This window comes from Anaerotignum sp., assembly GCF_045122575.1.
In the GTDB taxonomy this organism is placed as follows: domain Bacteria; phylum Bacillota; class Clostridia; order Lachnospirales; family Anaerotignaceae; genus Anaerotignum_A.
Genome location: NZ_JBGVHV010000057.1, coordinates 1 through 19,367 on the forward strand (window position 1 = coordinate 1; position 19,367 = coordinate 19,367).

Genomic DNA, 19,367 nt, shown 5'->3' on the forward strand with positions numbered 1-19,367 from the left:
AAAGCCCCTCTGTAAAAGATATTTACAGGGGGGCTTTTTATTGCAGCGATTCAAAATCAAAGGATGTTATCAGCCCTGATTTTTTTCAGCCATCATTTTTTCCTGCTGTTCGATCATTTTCTTTACCATATAACCACCCACATAACCATTCTGTGCGGATGTCAGGTCGCCGTTATAGCCTTTTTTCAGAGGTACGCCGATTTCGTTGGCTACTTCAAATTTGAACTGCTCCATGGCTGCTCTGGCCTCGGGTACGTTGATTCTGTTGCTGTTGCCGCTGGAATTGTTGTTGCTCATGTTTATGACCTCCTTGATTTTTGTCTGTTTTTATAATTTGTGTTGCTTGGTGTTGCAAACTTAGTATGACCCTGTCGAATTTGAATATGTTAGGAACATACTGGCACGGTTTCCATCTGAAAAACGAAGGTTCTTTGTTTTTCGATTGACAAAGACAATTTAGGGGAATATCATAAGGAGTGGTTTGATGAATATTTTTACAGGAGGAAAATAACGATGAACGTATTAGACCATCTAGGTTGTGATAAAGTATTTTACTATTTTGAAGCAGTCTGCGATATCCCTCACGGCAGTTTCCATGAAAAAGCCCTGAGCGACTATATCGTTCAGTTTGCAAAGGAAAGAGGACTGTACTGCCGTCAGGATGAAAGAATGAATGTGATCGTGAAAAAGCCCGGCACAGCAGGCTATGAACATTCTCCCGCCCTCATCATTCAGGGGCATATCGATATGGTCTGCGAAAAAAATGCAGATACAGAACATGATTTTCTGACAGAACCTCTGAAGCTGTATATCGATGGAGATGATATCAAAGCCCGCGGCACCACACTGGGGGCAGATAACGGCATTGCCGTTGCCTATATGCTGGCACTTCTGGATGCGCAGGAGATCGAACATCCTCCCATCGAATGTGTCTTTACGGTAGAAGAAGAAATCGGCATGGGCGGTGCAACAGACTTGGATGCCTTTGATCTGGAAGGGAAACGATTCCTGAATATGGATACGGAAGAAGAAGGTTACCTGATGGTAAGCTGCTGCGGCGGCAGACGGATGCGTATGTATCTGCCTGCGGAAAGAAGTGCGGCACCTGCTGATAAAAAGGCCTTTGCCATTCGTATCCGCGGTCTGAAGGGCGGCCATTCCGGCGCAGATATTCATCTGCAGAGAGCCAGTGCCAACGTGCTGATGGGCAGACTTCTGCTGGAACTGCGGGAAAAAATCGGCTATGATCTGGTGAAGGTGAATGGCGGCAATATGGACAATGCTATCTGCCGTGAAGCAGAAGCCATCCTTCTGATCGACACTGCAAAGGAAGGGGAAGCAAAAGAACTGCTGGCTGAACTGCAGAATATTTTCTGGGCGGAATATAAAGACCGCGAAAGTGATATACTGGTGACAATGGAAGAAACAGAGGGCGCGGCAGAAATGCTGACAGTGGAAGTGAGAGACAATATCATTGCCCTGCTGCAGTTGCTGCCTTATGGCGTGCAGACTATGGATACCAACATGGAAGGCCTGGTGGAAAGCTCCAGCAATATTGGCATTGTCCGCACAGAAGAAGATCATATCTTTATCGATAATGCTGTCCGCGGTTCTGTGGAAAGCAGAAAAGATGCTATTTGCAAAAAAATTGAAGTGCTGGGTGAACTGTGCGGTGCAAAGGTGGTTGGTGTCAACGATTACCCCGGCTGGCAGTATAACCCAGACTCGGAACTGCTGAAAATCTTCAAAGAAGCATGGACAGAAAAATTCGGGAAGGAACCTGAAGTGGTTGCCATCCATGCAGGTCTGGAATGTGGCCTTTTTGCGAAAAAGATCCCCGGTCTGGATCTGATCTCTCTGGGGCCCGATATGCATGATGTCCATACCCCCGATGAAAGACTGAGCATTTCTTCTACCATCCGTGTCTGGGAATATCTGAAATATGTTTTGAAAAAACTGAAATAATGGAACTTTTTTGAAAGAGGGCAGACTTATGCGGCTTCCGTGGAATAAAAAATACATGGAGATCGGCTTTCATGTCATCGTCACGGTCTTGATTCTGGCGGGGATGGCAGCACTGCTGTTTTGGCTGCCTCGGGCGAAAAATGTCATATTTGAAACGGCGGGGAATCTCCTCGCCGTTTTTGCGCCCTTTTTCTGGGCATTGTTCTTTTCTCTGCTGCTGGAGCCCCTGACGGCTTTCTGGCAGGGGTTTTATGAAAAGCGATGCTCTCTGTATCATCGCAGCCGCATCCGGAACCGTAAGGCGGGTACGGCCTTTGCCTATCTGTCGGTGGGGCTGGTTCTCTTTGTTCTGGGCAGTTTTCTGGCAAAAAAGATCGGGGATATGGATATACAGGAGATGGCCGCGCAGATCAGCGATTATATTCGCAGGATCGGAGATATCCTTGTGCTCCTGAACCTGAAACTGGCAGAAATGGGTGTTTTACAGAATGTGGAGGGCATCCTTTCCCTTTGGACGGAGCAGACTACCCAATGGATCGAAGCGAAAGCAATGGGGCTGGCAAATACCATTCCCCAGATCGGCGGCAGCCTTTTGGATATCCTCATTGGTCTTGTGGTGGCCTTTTATTTCCTGATGGAAAAACGACGGATGCTTTCCATCTGCGGCGCTTTTACCACTGTGTTTCTGGGAAAAAGATGTACCGGTCTTTTTCGGCGACTGTTCCGCGAGGTATATTTCGTTTTTGCGGGCTATCTCAGCGGACAGATGGTGGATGCTGCCATTATGGCAGTGTTGTTTTCCGGTGCGTTTCTTGTGGTGGGGCTGCCCCATGGAGTCTTTCTGGGGCTTCTCAGCGGGTTTTCCAACCTGATTCCATATTTTGGTGCTATCACAGCCTTTCTTTTTGCGGTATTTTCAGGGCTTCTCAGCGGCAATCCCATGAAGGCCGTCTATGCTTCCATCCTCATCCTGCTTTTGCAGCAGGTGGATAGCATTTTTATCGTGCCAAAGGTGGTGGGCAGGCGGGTGGAATTGCATCCGGTGCTGGTGCTACTTTCTCTGGCGGTATTTGGCCGATGCTTCGGTTTTTGGGGGCTGCTCTTTGCGGTTCCCTTGGGAGCTCTTTGCAAAAATTTTCTATGCTGGCTCTATGAACGAAAAAGAATCTGACATTTGTCGGAAATTTGTAAAAAACATCTTTCTTTTCCTACAATTTTGGTGTATAATAAAGTACGATATGTATACAAGATAAGTGACCCTTTGGTTGAATATAGAAAGGCGGTAAGAAACATGAGAGGATTGGTTCATACAGTAAAAGATGATCTGGTGATCGCAACGATCCATAGAAAAGAAGCATGTGGGGAATGCAGAGCGTGTCTTTCCGGCATGACAAAAACAGAAATGGATATCGAAGCGAAAAACCTTTGTGATGCAGAAATTGGTGATTGGGTAGAACTGGAACTGCAGGAAAATGCATTTTTCAATGCAGTGGTTATCATGTATGGTCTGCCCTTTATCGGCTTTATTGCCGGTGTGGTAGGCGGTTACTATGGTGTTCCTAAAGTGGTTCCCGGTATTTCTCCCGTTCTGCCTTCTCTGGTGCTGGGCGTTCTTGGTATCGTGATCGCAATGCTGTGGATCAAGAGCCAGAATCCTCGTTGGGAAAGCGGCAAATATCGTCCTCTGGCCACAAAGATCGTGGAAGAAGAGGAAGAAATTGTAAACGGCAATTACGCAAAATAAAAAACGAACTCCCTGAATGTTGATTCAGGGAGTTTTTCACGTTTTGTCCCTTTTTTCATAAAATAGAAAAAAGGGGGTGAGGGACGTGCTGAAAGAAAGGGTACGAGCCCATTGTGGGGCAGGGGAAAACTGTTCCCGCTCCATTTTGCGGGCTGCGGCGGAGGAATATGGCATCTCTCTGTCGGAGGATATCCTTGCAGCCTGCGGCGGCATCAGCGGCGGCTTTGGCGTAGGTGGCATGTGCAGTGGACTGGTGGCGGCGGTAATGGTGTTAGGGCTGTTGTTTGATGAAGGTGAAGTAAAAATAAAACGAATTTTGTTTCTGGTTAAAGTTCAGGAAAGGTTTGGTTTTCTGGATTGCTGCAGGCTTTCAGCATTGGGGAAGGACTGCAGCAGCGTTCTGGAAGGGATTGCAGAAATTTTGCAGGAAGTGATTGACGGATAAAAAGGATGTCTGGAATTCAGACATCCTTTTCGCTTTCTTTTTGGGAAAAAGAGAGACTGGCTTTCAGCTGCAGATTTTCCTTTCGCAAAGTCTCCAGTTCTGCTTCCAGCTTTTCCGTCTGGTTTTTCCAGCGGGCGTTTACAGCGGCAATTTCATCGCTGCGCTGCGCCAGCAAAGCGGAAAGCTCCTCGATCTGCTGTTTGTGGCTTTCCTGCAGGGTGGTGTAGGCTTTTGTATATTCGGGCGGGGGAAGATTTCGCTTGATCCGTTTTTGGGGTGAAGGGGAGGAAAGAGGATAGGCGGCAGGCAGATAGTTGCTATCGCCGTAACATTCCACACCGTTATATTCATCTTCCTCTGCGCCGATCAGTTCCCCTTTCAGGCATTTGGCCGGGAATTTTTCCGTAAATTTTTCCACAGGGCCGAAGGAGGTACCGCCGGTTTCGGAAATGCAGCGCATGGGCTGACCGTTTACCGTCCACATCAGGATGACTTTACCCTTTTGCAGAGAAACTAGACAGGTGTCGCAGTTGTTGTCCTCCCAGAGGATACGGGGCGTGCTGATGGCGGAGGTATGTTTGTATTGATATACCACCTGTGTGCGGAACATGCCTCGTACGATGTAGAGCATGTGTATTTTTTCGTTGTCGTTGACGATGGAAAGGTCGGTACAGGGGGAGGGGGTCTGGATGAGAGGTGTCACACTGCCCATGGTGTAGGGTTCCAGCAGCATTTCTCTGGCACTGACCACATTTCGCCCTGTGCGGTAATAGAGGATGATATGCTCTTTACGCAGCCTGCGGGCAAGGAAGGGGGTCTTCGGCAGGGGCATGAAACGATCGATCTGATAGGTTTTTTCCCATTTACCCTCCCGAAAAACGGTGTAGACCAGAGAATCAATGCCGGTGGATTCTGTTGGCTGATGATAGATCAGATGGAAGGTATCCTCCGTGGGTAGGAGAAAAAACTTTGTATTGCCGCCAGAGGGAAGCTGTGCCGACATGGGGTGATGTTCCCATTGGGCAAGGTCTGTGGAGGAGGCCATAAAAAGCTGCCCCTCTGCGTTGGAATAAAGGAGATGGGCTTTTTCGGCATATTGGCAGAGGGAAAAAATGGGGGCTGCTTTTTCAGCGATCTTCTGGGGGGCAGTCCAGCCTTCGGCTGCGTAATGGCGGCAAAGGATGCTGCCCTGTTCGTAATAAAACAGATGAAAGGCATTTTTTGTTTTCAGATATTTTACATGAGGGTTCTGCATGGGTTCGCTCCTGAATCATATTCATAACAGTCTATGCAGAACAAAATAAAAAATCCCCTATGCCGTTAACATAGGGGATAAATTTTGCAGTATAGGGTTCCAAGGGAATTATTCCCTTGGTGGGGTTTGGGGCAAAGCCCCAAGAATTATTTCTTCGCTTTGGATTCGCAGTAGATGCAGCGGTATTCGCCGGTCTCTCTGTTTGTCAGTTTGAAGATATGGGGAATTTCCTGCTCTACGGAAGTGATGCAGCGAGGGTTTTTGCAGTGAACGATATTTGTCAGTTTTTCAGGCAGTTGAGGATGGAATTTTTCCACACAGCTGCCTTCTTTTACGATATTGATCGTTACGTTGGGGTCGATATAACCCAGTGCATCCAGATCCAGATCCAGTTCTGCATCGATTTTGATGATATCTTTTTTGCCCATTTTTTCACTGGGGGCATTTTTGATCAGAGCGATGGGAGCATCCAGATGATCCAGATTCAGGAAATGATACAGATCCATACCTTTTCCTGCTGTAATATGGTCGATCACTACACCGTTGTTGATTGCGCCAACTTTCATCATTTTATGCCACCTCCAGTAATTTCAGAATCAGAGCCATACGGATATATTTGCCGTTCAGCACCTGCTTGAAGTAGCAGGCTCTGGGGTCATCATCCACAGCTACGGAAATTTCGTTTACACGGGGCAGGGGATGCATGATGCACAGGTCGCTCTTTGCGGATGCCAGTTTATCCATGTTCAGGATATAGCTGTCTTTCAGGCGGATATAGTCCGCTTCGTTGAAGAAACGTTCCTGCTGTACTCTTGTCATATACAGGATATCCAGTTCGGGCATGGCATCTTCCAGACTTGTGGTTTCCACATAAGGGATGCCTTCCTTGTTCAGTTCATCGATGATATATTCGGGCACTTTCAGTTCATCGGGGGAGATCAGCACGAACTTCACGTTTTCGTAACGGCTCAGAGCGTGGATCAGGGAATGAACGGTTCTGCCGAATTTCAGGTCACCGCACATACCAACGACCAGATTGTCAAAGTGGCCTTTTTCTCTCTGAATGGTCAGAAGGTCAGCCAGTGTCTGGGTGGGGTGGTTGTGACCACCGTCGCCGGCGTTGATGATAGGCACGTCGCAGCGCATGGAGGCGATCATAGGTGCGCCTTCCTTGGGGTGACGCATAGCGATGATATCTGCATAGCAACCTACAGTGCGAACAGTGTCAGATACGCTTTCGCCTTTTGCTGCGGAACTGTTATTTGCTGCGGAAAAGCCCAGTACGCTGCCGCCCAGTTCCAGCATAGCTGCTTCAAAGCTCAGGCGCGTGCGGGTAGAGGGTTCGAAAAACAGAGTAGCCAGTTTTTTGCGTTTGCATTTTTCCGCATATTTATCGGGGTTTGCAATGATATCATTGGCAGTTGCAATGAGTTCGTTGATTTCTTCTACTGTCAGGTCAACGATGTCCAAAAGACTTCTCATAGATTACATCTCCCTCCAGCTTTCATCACTGGGGTTGCTGCGGAATTTCAGCAGACGAGCGATATCGGATTCTTTGATATAGCCTTCTTTTGCAGCAACTTCAGCAACCGCGTCGAAATTGGACAGGCTCACGTTTTTCACGTTTGCAGCTTCCATTTTGTCGATACCTTTCTGCAGGCCATATGTGAAGATGGAAACAACACCCAGAACATCTGCACCTGCTTCACGCAGTACGTTTACAACTTCGATGCAGCTGCCGCCTGTGGAGATCAGGTCTTCCACAACAACAACTTTCTGGCCTTTTTCCAGTCTGCCTTCGATCTGGTTGTTTCTGCCGTGGTCTTTTGCGCCGGAACGAACGTAACCCATGGGCAGATCCAGCAGGTGTGCTGTGATGGCTGCGTGAGCGATACCGGCTGTGGATGTACCCATCAGCACTTCTGCTTCGGGGTAGTATTCCTTGATGGTTTCAGCCAGTGCGTTTTCTACATGGTTTCTCACTTCAACGGATGTCAGTGTCAGTCTGTTGTCACAGTAAATGGGGCTTTTGATGCCGCTTGCCCATGTGAAGGGATCTTCGGGGCGCAGGAAAACTGCACCGATGGACAGCAGGTCTTTTGCGATCTGTTCTTTAAATTTCATATCTAAATCCTCCTAATTAACCTAAAAACTCGGAAACACATCTTCTGTAAGCTGCAACAGGGTCAGCTGCCTGTGTGATGGGTCTGCCTACTACGATGTAGTCGGAGCCCAGTTCTCTTGCTTTTGCAGGAGTTGTTACACGAACCTGGTCGCCAACTTCGCCGTCAGCGAAACGTACACCAGGTGTGATTGTCAGGAATGCATCCCCGCAAATACCTTTTACTTTGCCTGCTTCCAGAGGGGAGCAAACTACGCCGTCCAGACCGGATTTTTTCGCATTGCTTGCATAGTGCATAACAACTTCATCCAGAGGATGATCGATCAGCAGGTCTTCTTTCATGCGTTCTTCGCTGGTGGATGTCAGCTGTGTTACGGCGATCAAGAGAGGACGAGTACCGTCGGGTCTTGTCAGGCCTTCCAGTGCTGCTTCCATCATGGCGTTTGTGCCTGCAGCGTGCAGGTTTGTAATGTCAACGTCCAAATTGGACAGAACGGCCATTGCTTTTTTCACTGTGTTGGGGATGTCGTGCAGTTTCAGATCCAGGAAGATTTTGTGGCCTCTTTCCTTGATTTCCTTTACGATAGCGGGGCCTTCTGCATAATACAGTTCCATGCCTACTTTCAGGAAGGGCTTTCTTTCTTCGTCTTTAAAGTTGTCCAAAAATGCCATCAGTTCAGCCTTGCTGTTAAAGTCGCAGGCGATGATTACGTCTCTGTTCATTTGCGGGCACCTCCGATAATATCATTCAGGTCTTTGATGTTGTATTTTTCCATTACACGGGGCAGGTCTTCGATGATTTCCTTACAGATATAAGGATTCACCAGATTTGCTGCGCCGATTTCTACTGCGGTTGCGCCGGCCAGCATCATTTCGATGACATCTTCCGCAGAGGAAACACCACCCATACCGATGACGGGGATCTTTACTGCTTCTGCTACCTGATATACCATTCTTACGGCTACAGGGAAGATAGCACTGCCGGAGAAACCGCCCATTTTGTTGGCGATGACGGGTTTCTTTGTTTTCAGGTCGATACGCATACCCATCATGGTGTTGATGAGGGCGATACCGTCTGCACCGGCTTCTTCGCATGCTTTTGCGATGGAAACGATGTCTGTTACGTTAGGTGTCAGTTTGATATAGACAGGCTTTGTTGTGACAGCCTTTACTGCTCTTGTGACTGCTGCCGCTGCTTCGGGGTCTGTGCCGAAGCTCATGCCGCCGTGGTGTACGTTAGGGCAGGATACGTTTACTTCCAGAATACCAACCTGAGGTTCTTTGTCCAGCAGGGCACATGTGTGTGCGTATTCTTCGATGGAGAAGCCGCTGACATTTGCAATGACAGGTTTATGGAAAACCTTTGCCAGCTTGGGCAGTTCTTCGGAAATAACTTTATCCACACCGGGGTTCTGCAGACCAACGGAGTTGATCATGCCCGCAGGACATTCTGCGATACGGGGTGTGGGGTTGCCGAAGCGGGGGTCTTTCGTTGTGCCTTTGAAGGAGAAAGTACCCAGAATGTTGATGTCATACAGTTCCGCAAATTCGTAGCCGTAACCGAAAGTACCGCTGGCGGGGATGACAGGGTTATCGAGAGTGATACCACTGAGGGTCACTTTTGTATTTACCATATGATTTCCTCCTTCACCAGTACGGGACCATCTTTACAGATACGTTTGTTGCCATATTTTGTCTGGCAGGAGCAGCCCATGCATGCACCGAAGCCGCAGCCCATACGTTCTTCGAAGGAAAGCTGGCCGCTGGTTGTGGTTACATCGGAAAGGGCTTTCAGCATGGGTTCGGGACCGCATGTGTAGAAGTATGTATAGTCGGGAATGGTTTTTACAACGTCTGTAACGAAGCCTTTTGTGCCGACGGAACCGTCTGCTGTGGCAACGTGTACTTCCACGCCCAGTTTTTCGAATTCTTCTTTATAGAATACTTCGCTTGCTGTGTTGAAGCCCAGGATCACGATGGGGTGTTTGCCTTCTGCTACCAGATTTTTTGCCAGTCTGTACATGGGAGGTACGCCAACACCGCCGCCGATCAGCAGAGGTTTGTCGCCGGACACGGAAGTATCATAACCGTTGCCCAGACCTGTCAGCACGTCCAGTTTGTGATTGGGGGTCATTTTGCTCATGGCTTCTGTGCCTTTGCCCACAACCTTATACAGGATGGTCAGTGTGTTTTCGTCATAGTCGCACACGGAAATAGGGCGGCGCAGGAAAAAGCCTTTCAGCTGAATATTTACGAACTGGCCAGACGCGGTGATGGCGGAGGTGTCCCCCGCCAGTACCATCTTGCACACGCTGTCTGTCAGTTTTTCATTGCTCTGAATTGTAAAAATAGACTGTTTCATAAGGAGTCCTCCTTATCAAGCATCGATTGTAGAGATACCCAGTGTTGTTTCTTCCAGAACGTCCAGCAGAACTTTTACAGTATCCAGTGCTGTGAACACAGTTACGTTGTTTTCTACTGCACACTGACGGATTTCTTTCCCGTCGTTGTTGGAAGCTGCGGAGTTGATATCTCTTGTGTTGATTACATAGCTTACATAGCCCTGTCTGATGGAGTCGAAGATTTCTTCGCTGCCGTCGGACAGTTTTTTCTTTGTACGAGTACGGATGCCGTGTTCTTTCAGGAAGTCAGCTGTACCTTTTGTTGCTTCGATGTTGAAGCCCAGCTGATAGAAACGACGGATCAGAGGCAGTGCTTCTTCTTTATCTTTGTCAGCGATCGTTGCCAGTACGGTGCCGTAGTTCTGGATGTTCATGTTTGCAGCCTGCAGTGCTTTGTACAGCGCTCTGTTCAGTTTGTTGTCGTAACCGATGGCTTCCCCTGTGGATTTCATTTCGGGGGACAGGTATGTGTCCATGCCGTGCAGTTTGGAGAAGGAGAATGCGGGCACTTTTACGTACCATCTCTGTTTTTCATCGGGATACAGACCGAAGATGCCCTGTTCTTTCAGGGATTTGCCCAGAATTACCAGTGTTGCGATATCTGCCAGAGAGTAGCCTGTAGCCTTGGACAGGAAAGGTACTGTTCTGGAGGAACGAGGGTTTACTTCGATGACATATACATCGTCATTTGCGTCAACGATGAACTGAATGTTGAACAGACCAATGATACCGATGCCCAGACCCAGTTTCTTTGTGTATTCCAGAATTTTGCCTTTTGCTTTGTTGGATACGGAGAAAGTAGGGTATACGGAGATAGAGTCACCGGAGTGTACACCTGTTCTTTCTACGTGTTCCATGATACCGGGTACGAATACGTCGATGCCGTCGCATACAGCGTCAACTTCCAGTTCTTTGCCCTGGATGTATTTGTCAACCAGTACGGGCTGGTCTTCGTTGATGGCTACTGCTGTTTTCAGGTATGTTCTCAGCTGTTCTTCGTCAGCAACGATCTGCATTGCGCGGCCGCCCAGAACGTAGGAAGGACGAACCAGTACAGGATAGCCGATTTCTGCTGCTGCTTTTACGCCTGCTTCGATGTTTGTTACAGCCTGACCCTTAGGCTGAGGGATACCCAGTTCTGTCATGATATGTTCGAAGGAGTCTCTGTTTTCTGCTTTTTCGATGGCTTCTACATCTGTACCGATGATTTTTACGCCGCGTTTCATCAGAGGTTCTGCCAGGTTGATTGCTGTCTGGCCGCCCAGGGAAGCGATGATGCCCAGAGGCTGTTCCAGTTCAACCACGTTCATAACGTCTTCTACTGTCAGAGGTTCGAAGTACAGTTTGTCACTTGTTGTATAGTCTGTGGAAACTGTTTCGGGGTTGTTGTTGATGATGATGGATTCGTAGCCGTATTCTTTGATTGTTGTGACTGCATGTACAGTGGAGTAGTCAAATTCTACACCCTGACCGATGCGGATAGGACCGGAACCCAGAACGATGATTTTCTTCTTATCGCTCAGTCTGGAGTCGTTTACTTCTTCGTATGTGGAGTAGAAGTAGGGGATATAGCCGCCGCAGCCGCTTGTTTCGATCATTTTGTAAACAGGGAACAGATTCATTTCTTTTCTCAGATCGAATACTTTTACTTCATCCCAGCCCCACAGTTTTGCGATGAATTTATCGGAGATGCCCATTTTCTTTGCAACGGACAGGATTTCTTTGTTGCCAACGTTTTCCGCCAGAACTGTTTCGTAATCTACGATCTTCTTGAAGGATTCCAGGAAGTATTTTGTGATCTTTGTTGCTTCGAAGATTTCGTCCAGAGATACGCCGTTTCTGATCAGCTGTGCGATGGCATAGATTCTGTCATCGGGGCTGGTTGCGATGTATGCCAGCATTTCTTCGTTTGCCATGTCATCGAATTTAGCCATGTGCAGGTGGCAAACGCCGATTTCCAGAGAGCGTACGGATTTCAGCAGACATTCTTCCAGTGTGCGGCCGATACCCATAACTTCGCCGGTTGCTTTCATCTGTGTGGACAGTGTGTTTGCAGCTGTTGCGAATTTGTCGAAGGGGAAACGGGGCATTTTCGCTACGATATAGTCCAGAGCGGGTTCGTAGTTTGCTGTTGTTTCGCCGATCTGGATTTCATCCAGACTCATGCCGACAGCAATTTTTGCAGTTACTCTTGCGATGGGGAAGCCGGAAGCTTTGGAAGCCAGCGCGGAGGAACGGGATACACGAGGGTTCACTTCGATCAGGTAGTAATCAGAGGAGTTGGGATCCAGTGCGAACTGAACGTTGCAGCCGCCTTCGATCTTCAGTTCTTTGATGATCTTCAGAGCGGATTCTTTCAGCATGTTGAAGTCGTGATCGTTCAGTGTCAGGATAGGAGCAACAACGATGGAGTCACCTGTGTGAACACCAACGGGGTCGATGTTTTCCATGCCGCAGATTGTGATGGCATGGTCTGTACCGTCACGCATTACTTCAAATTCAATTTCTTTGTAGCCTTTTACGCTCTTTTCAACCAGTACCTGATGTACGGGGGAAAGCTTCAGCGCATTTTTCATGATTTCAACCAGTTCTGCTTCGTTGTTTGCGAAGCCGCCGCCTGTGCCGCCCAGTGTGAATGCGGGACGCAGAACAACGGGGTAACCGATTTCGTTTGCAGCAGCGATACCTTCTTCCACAGAGTATGTGATCACGGAAGGGATAACGGGTTCGCCGATGGATTCACACATTTCCTTGAACAGTTCGCGGTCTTCTGCTCTTTCGATACTGTCGATGGATGTACCCAGCAGTTCCACCTGACATTCTTTCAGAATACCTTTTTTCGCCAGCTGCATTGCCAGGTTCAGACCTGTCTGACCGCCGATACCGGGCAGGATCGCGTCGGGTCTTTCGTAACGCAGGATCTTTGCGATGTATTCCAGTGTCAGAGGTTCCATGTATACCTTGTCTGCGATAGTTGTGTCTGTCATGATTGTCGCAGGGTTGGAGTTTACCAGTACGACTTCATAGCCTTCTTCTTTCAGAGCAAGGCAGGCCTGTGTACCGGCGTAGTCGAATTCAGCAGCCTGGCCGATCACAATGGGGCCGGAGCCGATGATCAGGATTTTTTTCAAGTCAGTTCTCTTTGGCATAATTTTGTCCTCCTTAGTAAGTAAATGCGTATTATTGAATTTAGTTATATATCTGAGTACGGAGAGAGGTGGGATTCTGTTGGAAGAATCGCTTTACCTGCCATACGATATTGCTTGGTTATTTGGGGCGGAACCTCAAAACACTGCGTGTTTTTCGGTCGTTTCACTCCATAAGTTCTGAAAAGCGAGCTATTTCGCCCGAAAGCGGTCAATGTCTGCTTTTACAGACCTTCTTCCGCCCATACGATGTTGCCTTTATACATGGTCATTTTGCATGCACCGCATACGGTGTTTCCTTTGAAAGGAGTAGCACGGCCCATGGTCAGGAAGGTTTCAGGATCGATGGTGTATTCTTTTTCCAGATCGAACACAGTCAGGCTGGCGGGCTGTCCCACTTCCAGAGCGGAGCCTACGCCAAAACGGTTTCTGGGATTAGTATGCATCAGATCGATCAGTTTATTTAAGGAAAGAACTCCTTTTTTCACCAGCTCGGTATAAAGCACGGGGAAGGCTGTTTCCAGACCTACAACACCCATCATGCTCTTTTCCAGACCTTTGCTCTTTTCTTCGGCAGAATGAGGTGCGTGGTCTGTTGCGATCATATCGATGGTGCCGTCCAGGATCCCTTCGATCAGTGCTTTCTGGTCTTCTGCAGAACGGATCGGAGGATTCATTTTGAATCTGCCGTCTTCCTGCAGCATGGAATCATTCATGGTCAGGTAGTGGGGGGCGGTTTCGCAGGTCACATCCAGACCGTCTTTTTTCGCCTGACGGATCAGAGCGACACTTTCCTTGGTGGAAATGTGGCAGACGTGATATTTTACCCCGGTTTCTTTTACCAGTTTCAGGTCTCTTTCGATCTGTTTCCATTCGCTTTCGGAACAGATGCCTTTATGGCCATGGGCTTCTGCATAAGCACCCTTGTGGATGTAGCCGCCATGGAGGAGACTGTTGTCTTCGCAGTGGGCTGCAACGATTTTGTTGTAACCGCTGATTTTTTTCATTGCCTGACACATCATTTCGTCGTTTTGCACACCGCGTCCGTCATCAGAGAAGGCGCAAACATGCTCAACGATTTCGTCAAAAGCCGCCATTTTTTCGCCCATTTCACCAATGGTGATCGTACCGTAAGGAACGACCTCGATGCAGGCGGTTTCGCGGATAGCCTTCAGCTGAGGTTCCAGATTTGCCATGCAGTCGGGGGTGGGGTTCAGGTTTGGCATGGAGCAGACTGCTGTGTAGCCGCCGTGAGCTGCTGCCAAAGTACCTGTTTTGATGGTCTCTTTATAAAAAAAGCCCGGCTCTCTCAGATGTACGTGAACATCAATAAAACCGGGAAATACAAACAAACCGTCCATATCAAAAACGGGGCACTCACCCTGAGGCGCACGGTTGGAAATTTCGCTGATGATACCATTGGCGATATATACGTTGGATTTCATGAAATTGCCCTGAACAAATACGTTTGCGTTCGTCAAAATATAGTTCAAAGTGATCTCTCCTTTCGTTCGCGATTTGGGTCAGAAATTAAATTTTATCTAAATCTTCAATACTATATCATAAAGGTGGTTTTATGTCAAGATATTGTGTGTTTTGAGATGGCATATACTACAAGGTGTCGTGAGACGGTACGTTGTGGAATTTATTGACACCGTAAAATCGTTATGTTAGACTGAGAATGTAAATTTGTGCGGTTTTTTGTGACTGACGGAAGAGTGGGTGACCACAGGGGAGCAAAGAACCGGAAAGAAGCAGTGCACAGAACTGCTTGAGCCGACCGTCTGGGCAGTCCTGTTTTCCAAAAAAATACGGAGTAGGACTGCCCTTCTTTCGTCTGTACACAAAACATGAAAACAATTATTAGGAGGTAACCCATGAAGAAAATTGGTATCGTTATGGGCAGCGACAGCGATCTGCCTGTAGTGGAAAAAGCAATGGCTACATTGGAAAAATTCGGCGTGCCCTTTGAAGCACACGTTTATTCTGCCCACAGAACACCTGTGGAAGCAAGTGGATTTGCAAAAGGCGCAAGAGAAAATGGTTTTGGTGCGATCATCGCAGCAGCGGGCAAAGCAGCCCATCTGGCAGGTGCCATGGCAGCCAATACAACACTTCCTGTAATTGGTATCCCTATCAAATCCTCTACACTGGATGGTCTGGATGCACTGCTTTCCACAGTACAGATGCCCAGCGGTCTGCCTGTGGCTACAGTAGCGATCGACGGTGCTGAAAATGCTGCACTGCTGGCAATTCAGATCCTGGCTGTGGAAGACAGAGAACTGGCTGCAAAACTGGATGCGGCAAGAGCGGAAGCAGCGGCAAAGGTTCTGGAAAAAGATGCTGCTCTGGTTGCAAAATACGCAAAATAAAGTTGCAGAAAGCGGTCGGACAGATCGCGTTATTAAAATAAGGAAACAATCAACGTTAAAACATACAAGGAAAAGGCGAAAGCCAAGAGAGAGGAGAAACAACCATGAAAAGCTTCAGCGAAAGTTACAAAGCTGCCGGCGTAGATATCACAGCTGGTTACAAAGCAGTAGAACTGATGAAAGCACACATCGCAAAAACAATGTCTGCGGGTGTTATGGGTGATATCGGCGGTTTCGGCGGTCTGTTCGAACTGGATATGACAGGTATCACAAAACCCGTACTGGTAAGCGGTACTGACGGCGTTGGTACAAAACTGAAACTGGCGTTCCTGATGGACAAACATGATACAGTAGGTATCGACTGCGTAGCAATGTGTGTAAACGATATCATCTGTGTTGGCGCAAAACCTCTGTTCTTCCTGGATTATATTGCGGTAGGCAAAAACTTCCCCGAAAAAGTAGCTGCCATCGTTAGCGGCGTGGCTGAAGGCTGTGTACAGTCCGGTGCAGCTCTGATCGGCGGCGAAACAGCAGAAATGCCCGGCTTCTATCCCGAAGATGAATACGATCTGGCCGGCTTTGCTGTAGGTGTTGTAGACAAAGACAAAATCCTGAACAACAAAACAATCAAAGAAGGCGACGTGATTCTGGCTCTGCCTTCCAGCGGTGTTCACTCCAACGGTTTCTCTCTGGTTCGTCGTGCGCTGGATGTAGAAAATGCTGACATCAAAACTCCTCTGGAAAGACTGGGCGGCAAATCCATCGGTGAAGCGCTGCTGGCCCCTACAAAAATCTATGTAAAACCCATGCAGGCACTGTTTGAAGAAGTAACAGTAAAAGCTGTTTCCCACATCACAGGCGGCGGTTTCTATGAAAATATTCCCAGATCCATCCCTAAAGGCTTTGGTGCAAAAATCAATAAAGCATCTCTGCGTACACCTGCCATCTTCGAACTGATCATGGAAAAAGGCAACATCCCCGAAAGAGATATGTTCAATACATTCAACATGGGCGTTGGTATGTCCGTTGTTGTAGCGAAGGAAGACGCTGAAAAAGCCATCGAAATCCTGAAAGCAAACGGCGAAGATGCTTACATCATGGGCGAAATCATCGCTTCCGAAGAAGGTGTTGTGATTGAATAAGAAAACAAAGATCGCCGTATTCGTATCCGGCGGCGGCACAAACCTGCAGGCGCTGATCGATGCCTCCAAAAGAGGGGAGATCCCCAGCGGCGAGATCGCACTGGTGCTGGCAAGCAACGACAAAGCCTACGCTCTGACAAGAGCGGCGGAAAACAATATCCCCTCCGCAGTAGTAAAACGTAAGGATTATGAATCTCAGATCGCTTACGAAGAAGCGGTGAAAGGCGTTCTGGCGGAAAAGGGCATCGATATGATCGTTCTGGCAGGCTTTATGACGATCCTCAGCGAAAACTTCACTTCTGCATTTCCCAAACGCATCGTAAATGTACATCCTTCCCTGATCCCTTCCTTCTGCGGCGCGGGCTTCTATGGTCTGCGTGTCCATGAAGCGGCGCTGGAATACGGTGTGAAGGTGACAGGCGCGACAGTACACTATGTCAATGAAATTCCCGACGGCGGTGAGATCATCCTGCAGAAAGCTGTGGAAATTCAGGAAGGCGATACAGCAGAAGTGCTGCAGAAAAGAGTTATGGAACAGGCGGAATGGATCCTGCTGCCTCAGGCTGTGGAATTGGTTGCGAAAAAACTTCAGGCTTAATTCAGGGGACTCTGTCCCTCCCAATCTCCCAGCGAGGGGGTCACCCCCTCAACCCGATTTGCACAAAGCGATGCTTTGTGCGGAAAAACTTATTGTATAGTAAATAAGAAAGGATAAATGACCATGAATGTTTATCATAAAGATACAATGAAAGATCTGGTAAAAGACAACCCTTATGTGGGCCGTGGTATCGTCATCGGTAAAACAGAAGACGGCACCAAAGCTGCTTTTGCATACTTCATCATGGGCAGAAGCGAAAACAGTCGTAACCGTGTATTCAGAGAAGAAGGCGAAGATGTAATGATCTATCCCTTTGATGAATCCAAAGTGGAAGATCCTTCTCTGATCATCTATGCTCCCGTTCGTAAACTGGACGGCAAACTGATCGTTACAAACGGCGACCAGACAGATACCATCAGAGATTTCGTAGTAGAAGGCAAATCCTTCGAAGATGCTCTGGAAACAAGAGAATTCGAACCCGATGGCCCTAACTGGACACCCAGAATCAGCGGTATGGCTACATTCGCTGATGGTGACTTCACATATAAAATGTCCATCCTGAAATCTGCAGATGCAGAAGGTACAGCATGCAACAGATTCACATATTCCTATAAAGCACTGGCAGGTGTTGGTCACTTCATCCATACATACATGGGCGACGGCAATCCTCTGCCTACTTTCTGCGGTGAGCCTGAAAGAACCATTGTTCCCAATGATATCGATGCTTGGCTGGAAGAAATCTGGACAAACCTGAACGAACAGAACAAAATTTCCATCTATGTTCGTTTCGTTGACCTGAAAACAGGCGAAGTAGAAAATCGCATGATCAATAAAAACGCTTAATTACTTGTTTCATTACTAAACATTAAAGAATACCCTTGCAGGAGCGTACGCTCCTGCCAATCGGGTTCCAAGGGAGTGACTCCCTTGGCAGGGATTGTAAGGGACAGCGTCCCTTACGAAGAAAGGAGTAATACCAATGAAAGAGTTTGAACTGAAATATGGTTGTAATCCCAACCAGAAACCCGCAAAAATCTACATGAACGGTGACAAGGAACTGCCCATCGAAATCCTTTCCGGCAGACCCGGCTACATCAACTTTCTGGATGCATTCAACAGCTGGCAGCTGGTAAAGGAAATCAAAGAAGCACTGGGCATGCCCGCAGCAACATCCTTCAAACACGTTTCTCCCACATCCGCAGCTGTTGGTACACCCATGAGCGATGACCTGAAAAAGGCTTGCTTCGTAGATGATATTGAAGGTCTGGATGAATCCCCTCTGGCACTGGCTTACGCAAGAGCAAGAGGTACAGACAGAATGTCCTCCTTTGGTGACTGGATCGCTCTGAGCGATGTTTGCGACGAAACAACAGCAAGACTGATCAAAAGAGAAGTTTCTGACGGTATCATCGCTCCCGGCTATACAGACGAAGCACTGGAAATCCTGAAATCCAAAAGAAACGGCAACTACAATATCGTAAAGATCGACCCCAACTACGTTCCTGAAGTACAGGAAGTAAAACAGGTATTCGGTATCACATTCGAACAGGGCAGAAATAACTTCGAAATCAACAAAGCCCTGCTGGAAAATATCGTAACAGAAAACAAAGAACTGCCCGAAGAAGCAAAACGCGATCTGATCATTGCGCTGATCACTCTGAAATATACACAGTCCAACTCTGTATGCTTTGCAAAAGACGGTCAGGCTATCGGCGTTGGCGCAGGTCAGCAGTCCAGAATCCACTGCACAAGACTGGCTGGTAACAAAGCAGATATCTGGCACCTGAGACAGCACCAGAAAGTGCTGAACCTGCCTTTCCTGCCTACAGTAGGCAGACCCGACAGAGATAATACCATCGACGTATATATCTCCGATGACTACGAAGATGTACTGGCAGAAGGCACATGGCAGACACTGTTCTCTGAAAAACCCGAACCTCTGACAAGAGAAGAAAAGAAAGCATATCTGGCAACCATCAAAGGCGTTGCGCTGGGTTCCGATGCATTCTTCCCCTTCGGTGATAATATCGAAAGAGCAGCAAAAAGCGGCGTAAGCTATATCGCAGAACCCGGTGGCTCCATCCGTGATGACAATGTTATCGCTACATGCAACAAATTTGGCATGACAATGGCATTCACAGGCATGAGACTGTTCCACCACTAATTTTCCGAGAGG

The 19,367-nt window shown here is 47.9% G+C and carries 19 protein-coding genes and 1 riboswitch; of the genes, 9 read left to right on the forward strand and 10 right to left on the reverse strand.

The window, feature by feature from the left end:
- Positions 1 to 69: 69 nt before the first annotated feature.
- Positions 70 to 297, reverse strand: coding sequence for an alpha/beta-type small acid-soluble spore protein (locus ACJMLT_RS02595; RefSeq protein ID WP_405726149.1), 228 nt, complete (start codon positions 295 to 297; stop codon positions 70 to 72).
- A 216-nt stretch (positions 298 to 513) separates the two neighbouring features.
- Between ACJMLT_RS02595 and ACJMLT_RS02600 the strand changes: the two genes are divergently transcribed.
- The 4 genes from ACJMLT_RS02600 to ACJMLT_RS02615 all read left to right on the forward strand — a co-directional run bounded on the left by ACJMLT_RS02600 (position 514) and on the right by ACJMLT_RS02615 (position 4,154).
- On the forward strand, positions 514 to 1,965 hold the full coding sequence (locus tag ACJMLT_RS02600) for an aminoacyl-histidine dipeptidase (RefSeq protein ID WP_405726152.1): 1,452 nt from the start codon (positions 514 to 516) through the stop codon (positions 1,963 to 1,965).
- 28 nt (positions 1,966 to 1,993) lie between these two features.
- On the forward strand, positions 1,994 to 3,136 hold the full coding sequence (locus ACJMLT_RS02605) for an AI-2E family transporter (RefSeq protein ID WP_405726155.1): 1,143 nt from the start codon (positions 1,994 to 1,996) through the stop codon (positions 3,134 to 3,136).
- A gap of 120 nt (positions 3,137 to 3,256) precedes the next feature.
- Positions 3,257 to 3,709 carry a SoxR reducing system RseC family protein gene (locus ACJMLT_RS02610; protein ID WP_405726158.1) on the forward strand — a complete coding sequence of 151 codons (453 nt, stop codon included), beginning with the start codon at positions 3,257 to 3,259 and terminating at the stop codon, positions 3,707 to 3,709.
- Positions 3,710 to 3,794: 85 nt separating this feature from the next.
- Positions 3,795 to 4,154: a C-GCAxxG-C-C family (seleno)protein gene (locus ACJMLT_RS02615; protein WP_405726161.1), complete on the forward strand. Its 360-nt coding sequence runs from the start codon at positions 3,795 to 3,797 to the stop codon at positions 4,152 to 4,154.
- Positions 4,155 to 4,170: 16 nt separating this feature from the next.
- Here ACJMLT_RS02615 and ACJMLT_RS02620 read toward each other — a convergent pair whose 3' ends face one another.
- The 9 genes from ACJMLT_RS02620 to ACJMLT_RS02660 all read right to left on the reverse strand — a co-directional run bounded on the left by ACJMLT_RS02620 (position 4,171) and on the right by ACJMLT_RS02660 (position 14,572).
- Entirely contained in the window at positions 4,171 to 5,409 is a 1,239-nt protein-coding gene (locus tag ACJMLT_RS02620) for a hypothetical protein (protein WP_405726163.1), read from the reverse strand.
- A gap of 146 nt (positions 5,410 to 5,555) precedes the next feature.
- On the reverse strand, positions 5,556 to 5,975 hold the full coding sequence (locus tag ACJMLT_RS02625) for an aspartate carbamoyltransferase regulatory subunit (RefSeq protein WP_405726214.1): 420 nt from the start codon (positions 5,973 to 5,975) through the stop codon (positions 5,556 to 5,558).
- Positions 5,976 to 5,979: 4 nt separating this feature from the next.
- Positions 5,980 to 6,891: an aspartate carbamoyltransferase gene (gene pyrB / locus ACJMLT_RS02630; protein ID WP_405726166.1), complete on the reverse strand. Its 912-nt coding sequence runs from the start codon at positions 6,889 to 6,891 to the stop codon at positions 5,980 to 5,982.
- Between the two features lie 3 nt (positions 6,892 to 6,894).
- Positions 6,895 to 7,533: an orotate phosphoribosyltransferase gene (pyrE, locus tag ACJMLT_RS02635; RefSeq protein ID WP_405726169.1), complete on the reverse strand. Its 639-nt coding sequence runs from the start codon at positions 7,531 to 7,533 to the stop codon at positions 6,895 to 6,897.
- Between the two features lie 16 nt (positions 7,534 to 7,549).
- The gene (gene pyrF / locus ACJMLT_RS02640) at positions 7,550 to 8,254 is read right to left on the reverse strand and encodes an orotidine-5'-phosphate decarboxylase (RefSeq protein ID WP_405726172.1); all 705 of its coding nucleotides are present in this window, start codon (positions 8,252 to 8,254) and stop codon (positions 7,550 to 7,552) included.
- Positions 8,251 to 9,165, reverse strand: a complete 915-nt coding sequence (locus ACJMLT_RS02645) for a dihydroorotate dehydrogenase (protein WP_405726175.1) — start codon at positions 9,163 to 9,165, stop codon at positions 8,251 to 8,253. Before ACJMLT_RS02645 ends, pyrF begins: the two co-directional genes overlap by 4 nt.
- Positions 9,159 to 9,893: a dihydroorotate dehydrogenase electron transfer subunit gene (locus ACJMLT_RS02650; protein WP_405726178.1), complete on the reverse strand. Its 735-nt coding sequence runs from the start codon at positions 9,891 to 9,893 to the stop codon at positions 9,159 to 9,161. Before ACJMLT_RS02650 ends, ACJMLT_RS02645 begins: the two co-directional genes overlap by 7 nt.
- A gap of 15 nt (positions 9,894 to 9,908) precedes the next feature.
- Positions 9,909 to 13,082 (reverse strand): carbamoyl-phosphate synthase large subunit, encoded by a 3,174-nt coding sequence (gene carB, locus ACJMLT_RS02655; protein WP_405726181.1) that lies wholly within the window; start codon positions 13,080 to 13,082, stop codon positions 9,909 to 9,911.
- A gap of 221 nt (positions 13,083 to 13,303) precedes the next feature.
- Positions 13,304 to 14,572 carry a dihydroorotase gene (locus tag ACJMLT_RS02660; protein ID WP_405726184.1) on the reverse strand — a complete coding sequence of 423 codons (1,269 nt, stop codon included), beginning with the start codon at positions 14,570 to 14,572 and terminating at the stop codon, positions 13,304 to 13,306.
- A gap of 200 nt (positions 14,573 to 14,772) precedes the next feature.
- Positions 14,773 to 14,876: riboswitch (ZMP/ZTP riboswitch) on the forward strand.
- An 80-nt stretch (positions 14,877 to 14,956) separates the two neighbouring features.
- Here ACJMLT_RS02660 and purE point away from each other — a divergent pair.
- The 5 genes from purE to ACJMLT_RS02685 all read left to right on the forward strand — a co-directional run bounded on the left by purE (position 14,957) and on the right by ACJMLT_RS02685 (position 19,355).
- Positions 14,957 to 15,451, forward strand: a complete 495-nt coding sequence (gene purE, locus ACJMLT_RS02665) for a 5-(carboxyamino)imidazole ribonucleotide mutase (protein WP_405726187.1) — start codon at positions 14,957 to 14,959, stop codon at positions 15,449 to 15,451.
- Positions 15,452 to 15,555: 104 nt separating this feature from the next.
- Complete coding sequence (gene purM, locus ACJMLT_RS02670; protein WP_405726190.1) at positions 15,556 to 16,593, forward strand: phosphoribosylformylglycinamidine cyclo-ligase; 1,038 nt, start codon at positions 15,556 to 15,558, stop codon at positions 16,591 to 16,593.
- On the forward strand, positions 16,586 to 17,191 hold the full coding sequence (purN, locus tag ACJMLT_RS02675) for a phosphoribosylglycinamide formyltransferase (RefSeq protein WP_405726193.1): 606 nt from the start codon (positions 16,586 to 16,588) through the stop codon (positions 17,189 to 17,191). The genes purM and purN overlap by 8 nt, the downstream gene beginning before the upstream one ends.
- A gap of 117 nt (positions 17,192 to 17,308) precedes the next feature.
- Positions 17,309 to 18,034: an IMP cyclohydrolase gene (locus ACJMLT_RS02680; protein WP_405726196.1), complete on the forward strand. Its 726-nt coding sequence runs from the start codon at positions 17,309 to 17,311 to the stop codon at positions 18,032 to 18,034.
- Positions 18,035 to 18,170: 136 nt separating this feature from the next.
- Positions 18,171 to 19,355 carry a phosphoribosylaminoimidazolecarboxamide formyltransferase gene (locus ACJMLT_RS02685; protein ID WP_405726199.1) on the forward strand — a complete coding sequence of 395 codons (1,185 nt, stop codon included), beginning with the start codon at positions 18,171 to 18,173 and terminating at the stop codon, positions 19,353 to 19,355.
- Positions 19,356 to 19,367: the final 12 nt, after the last annotated feature.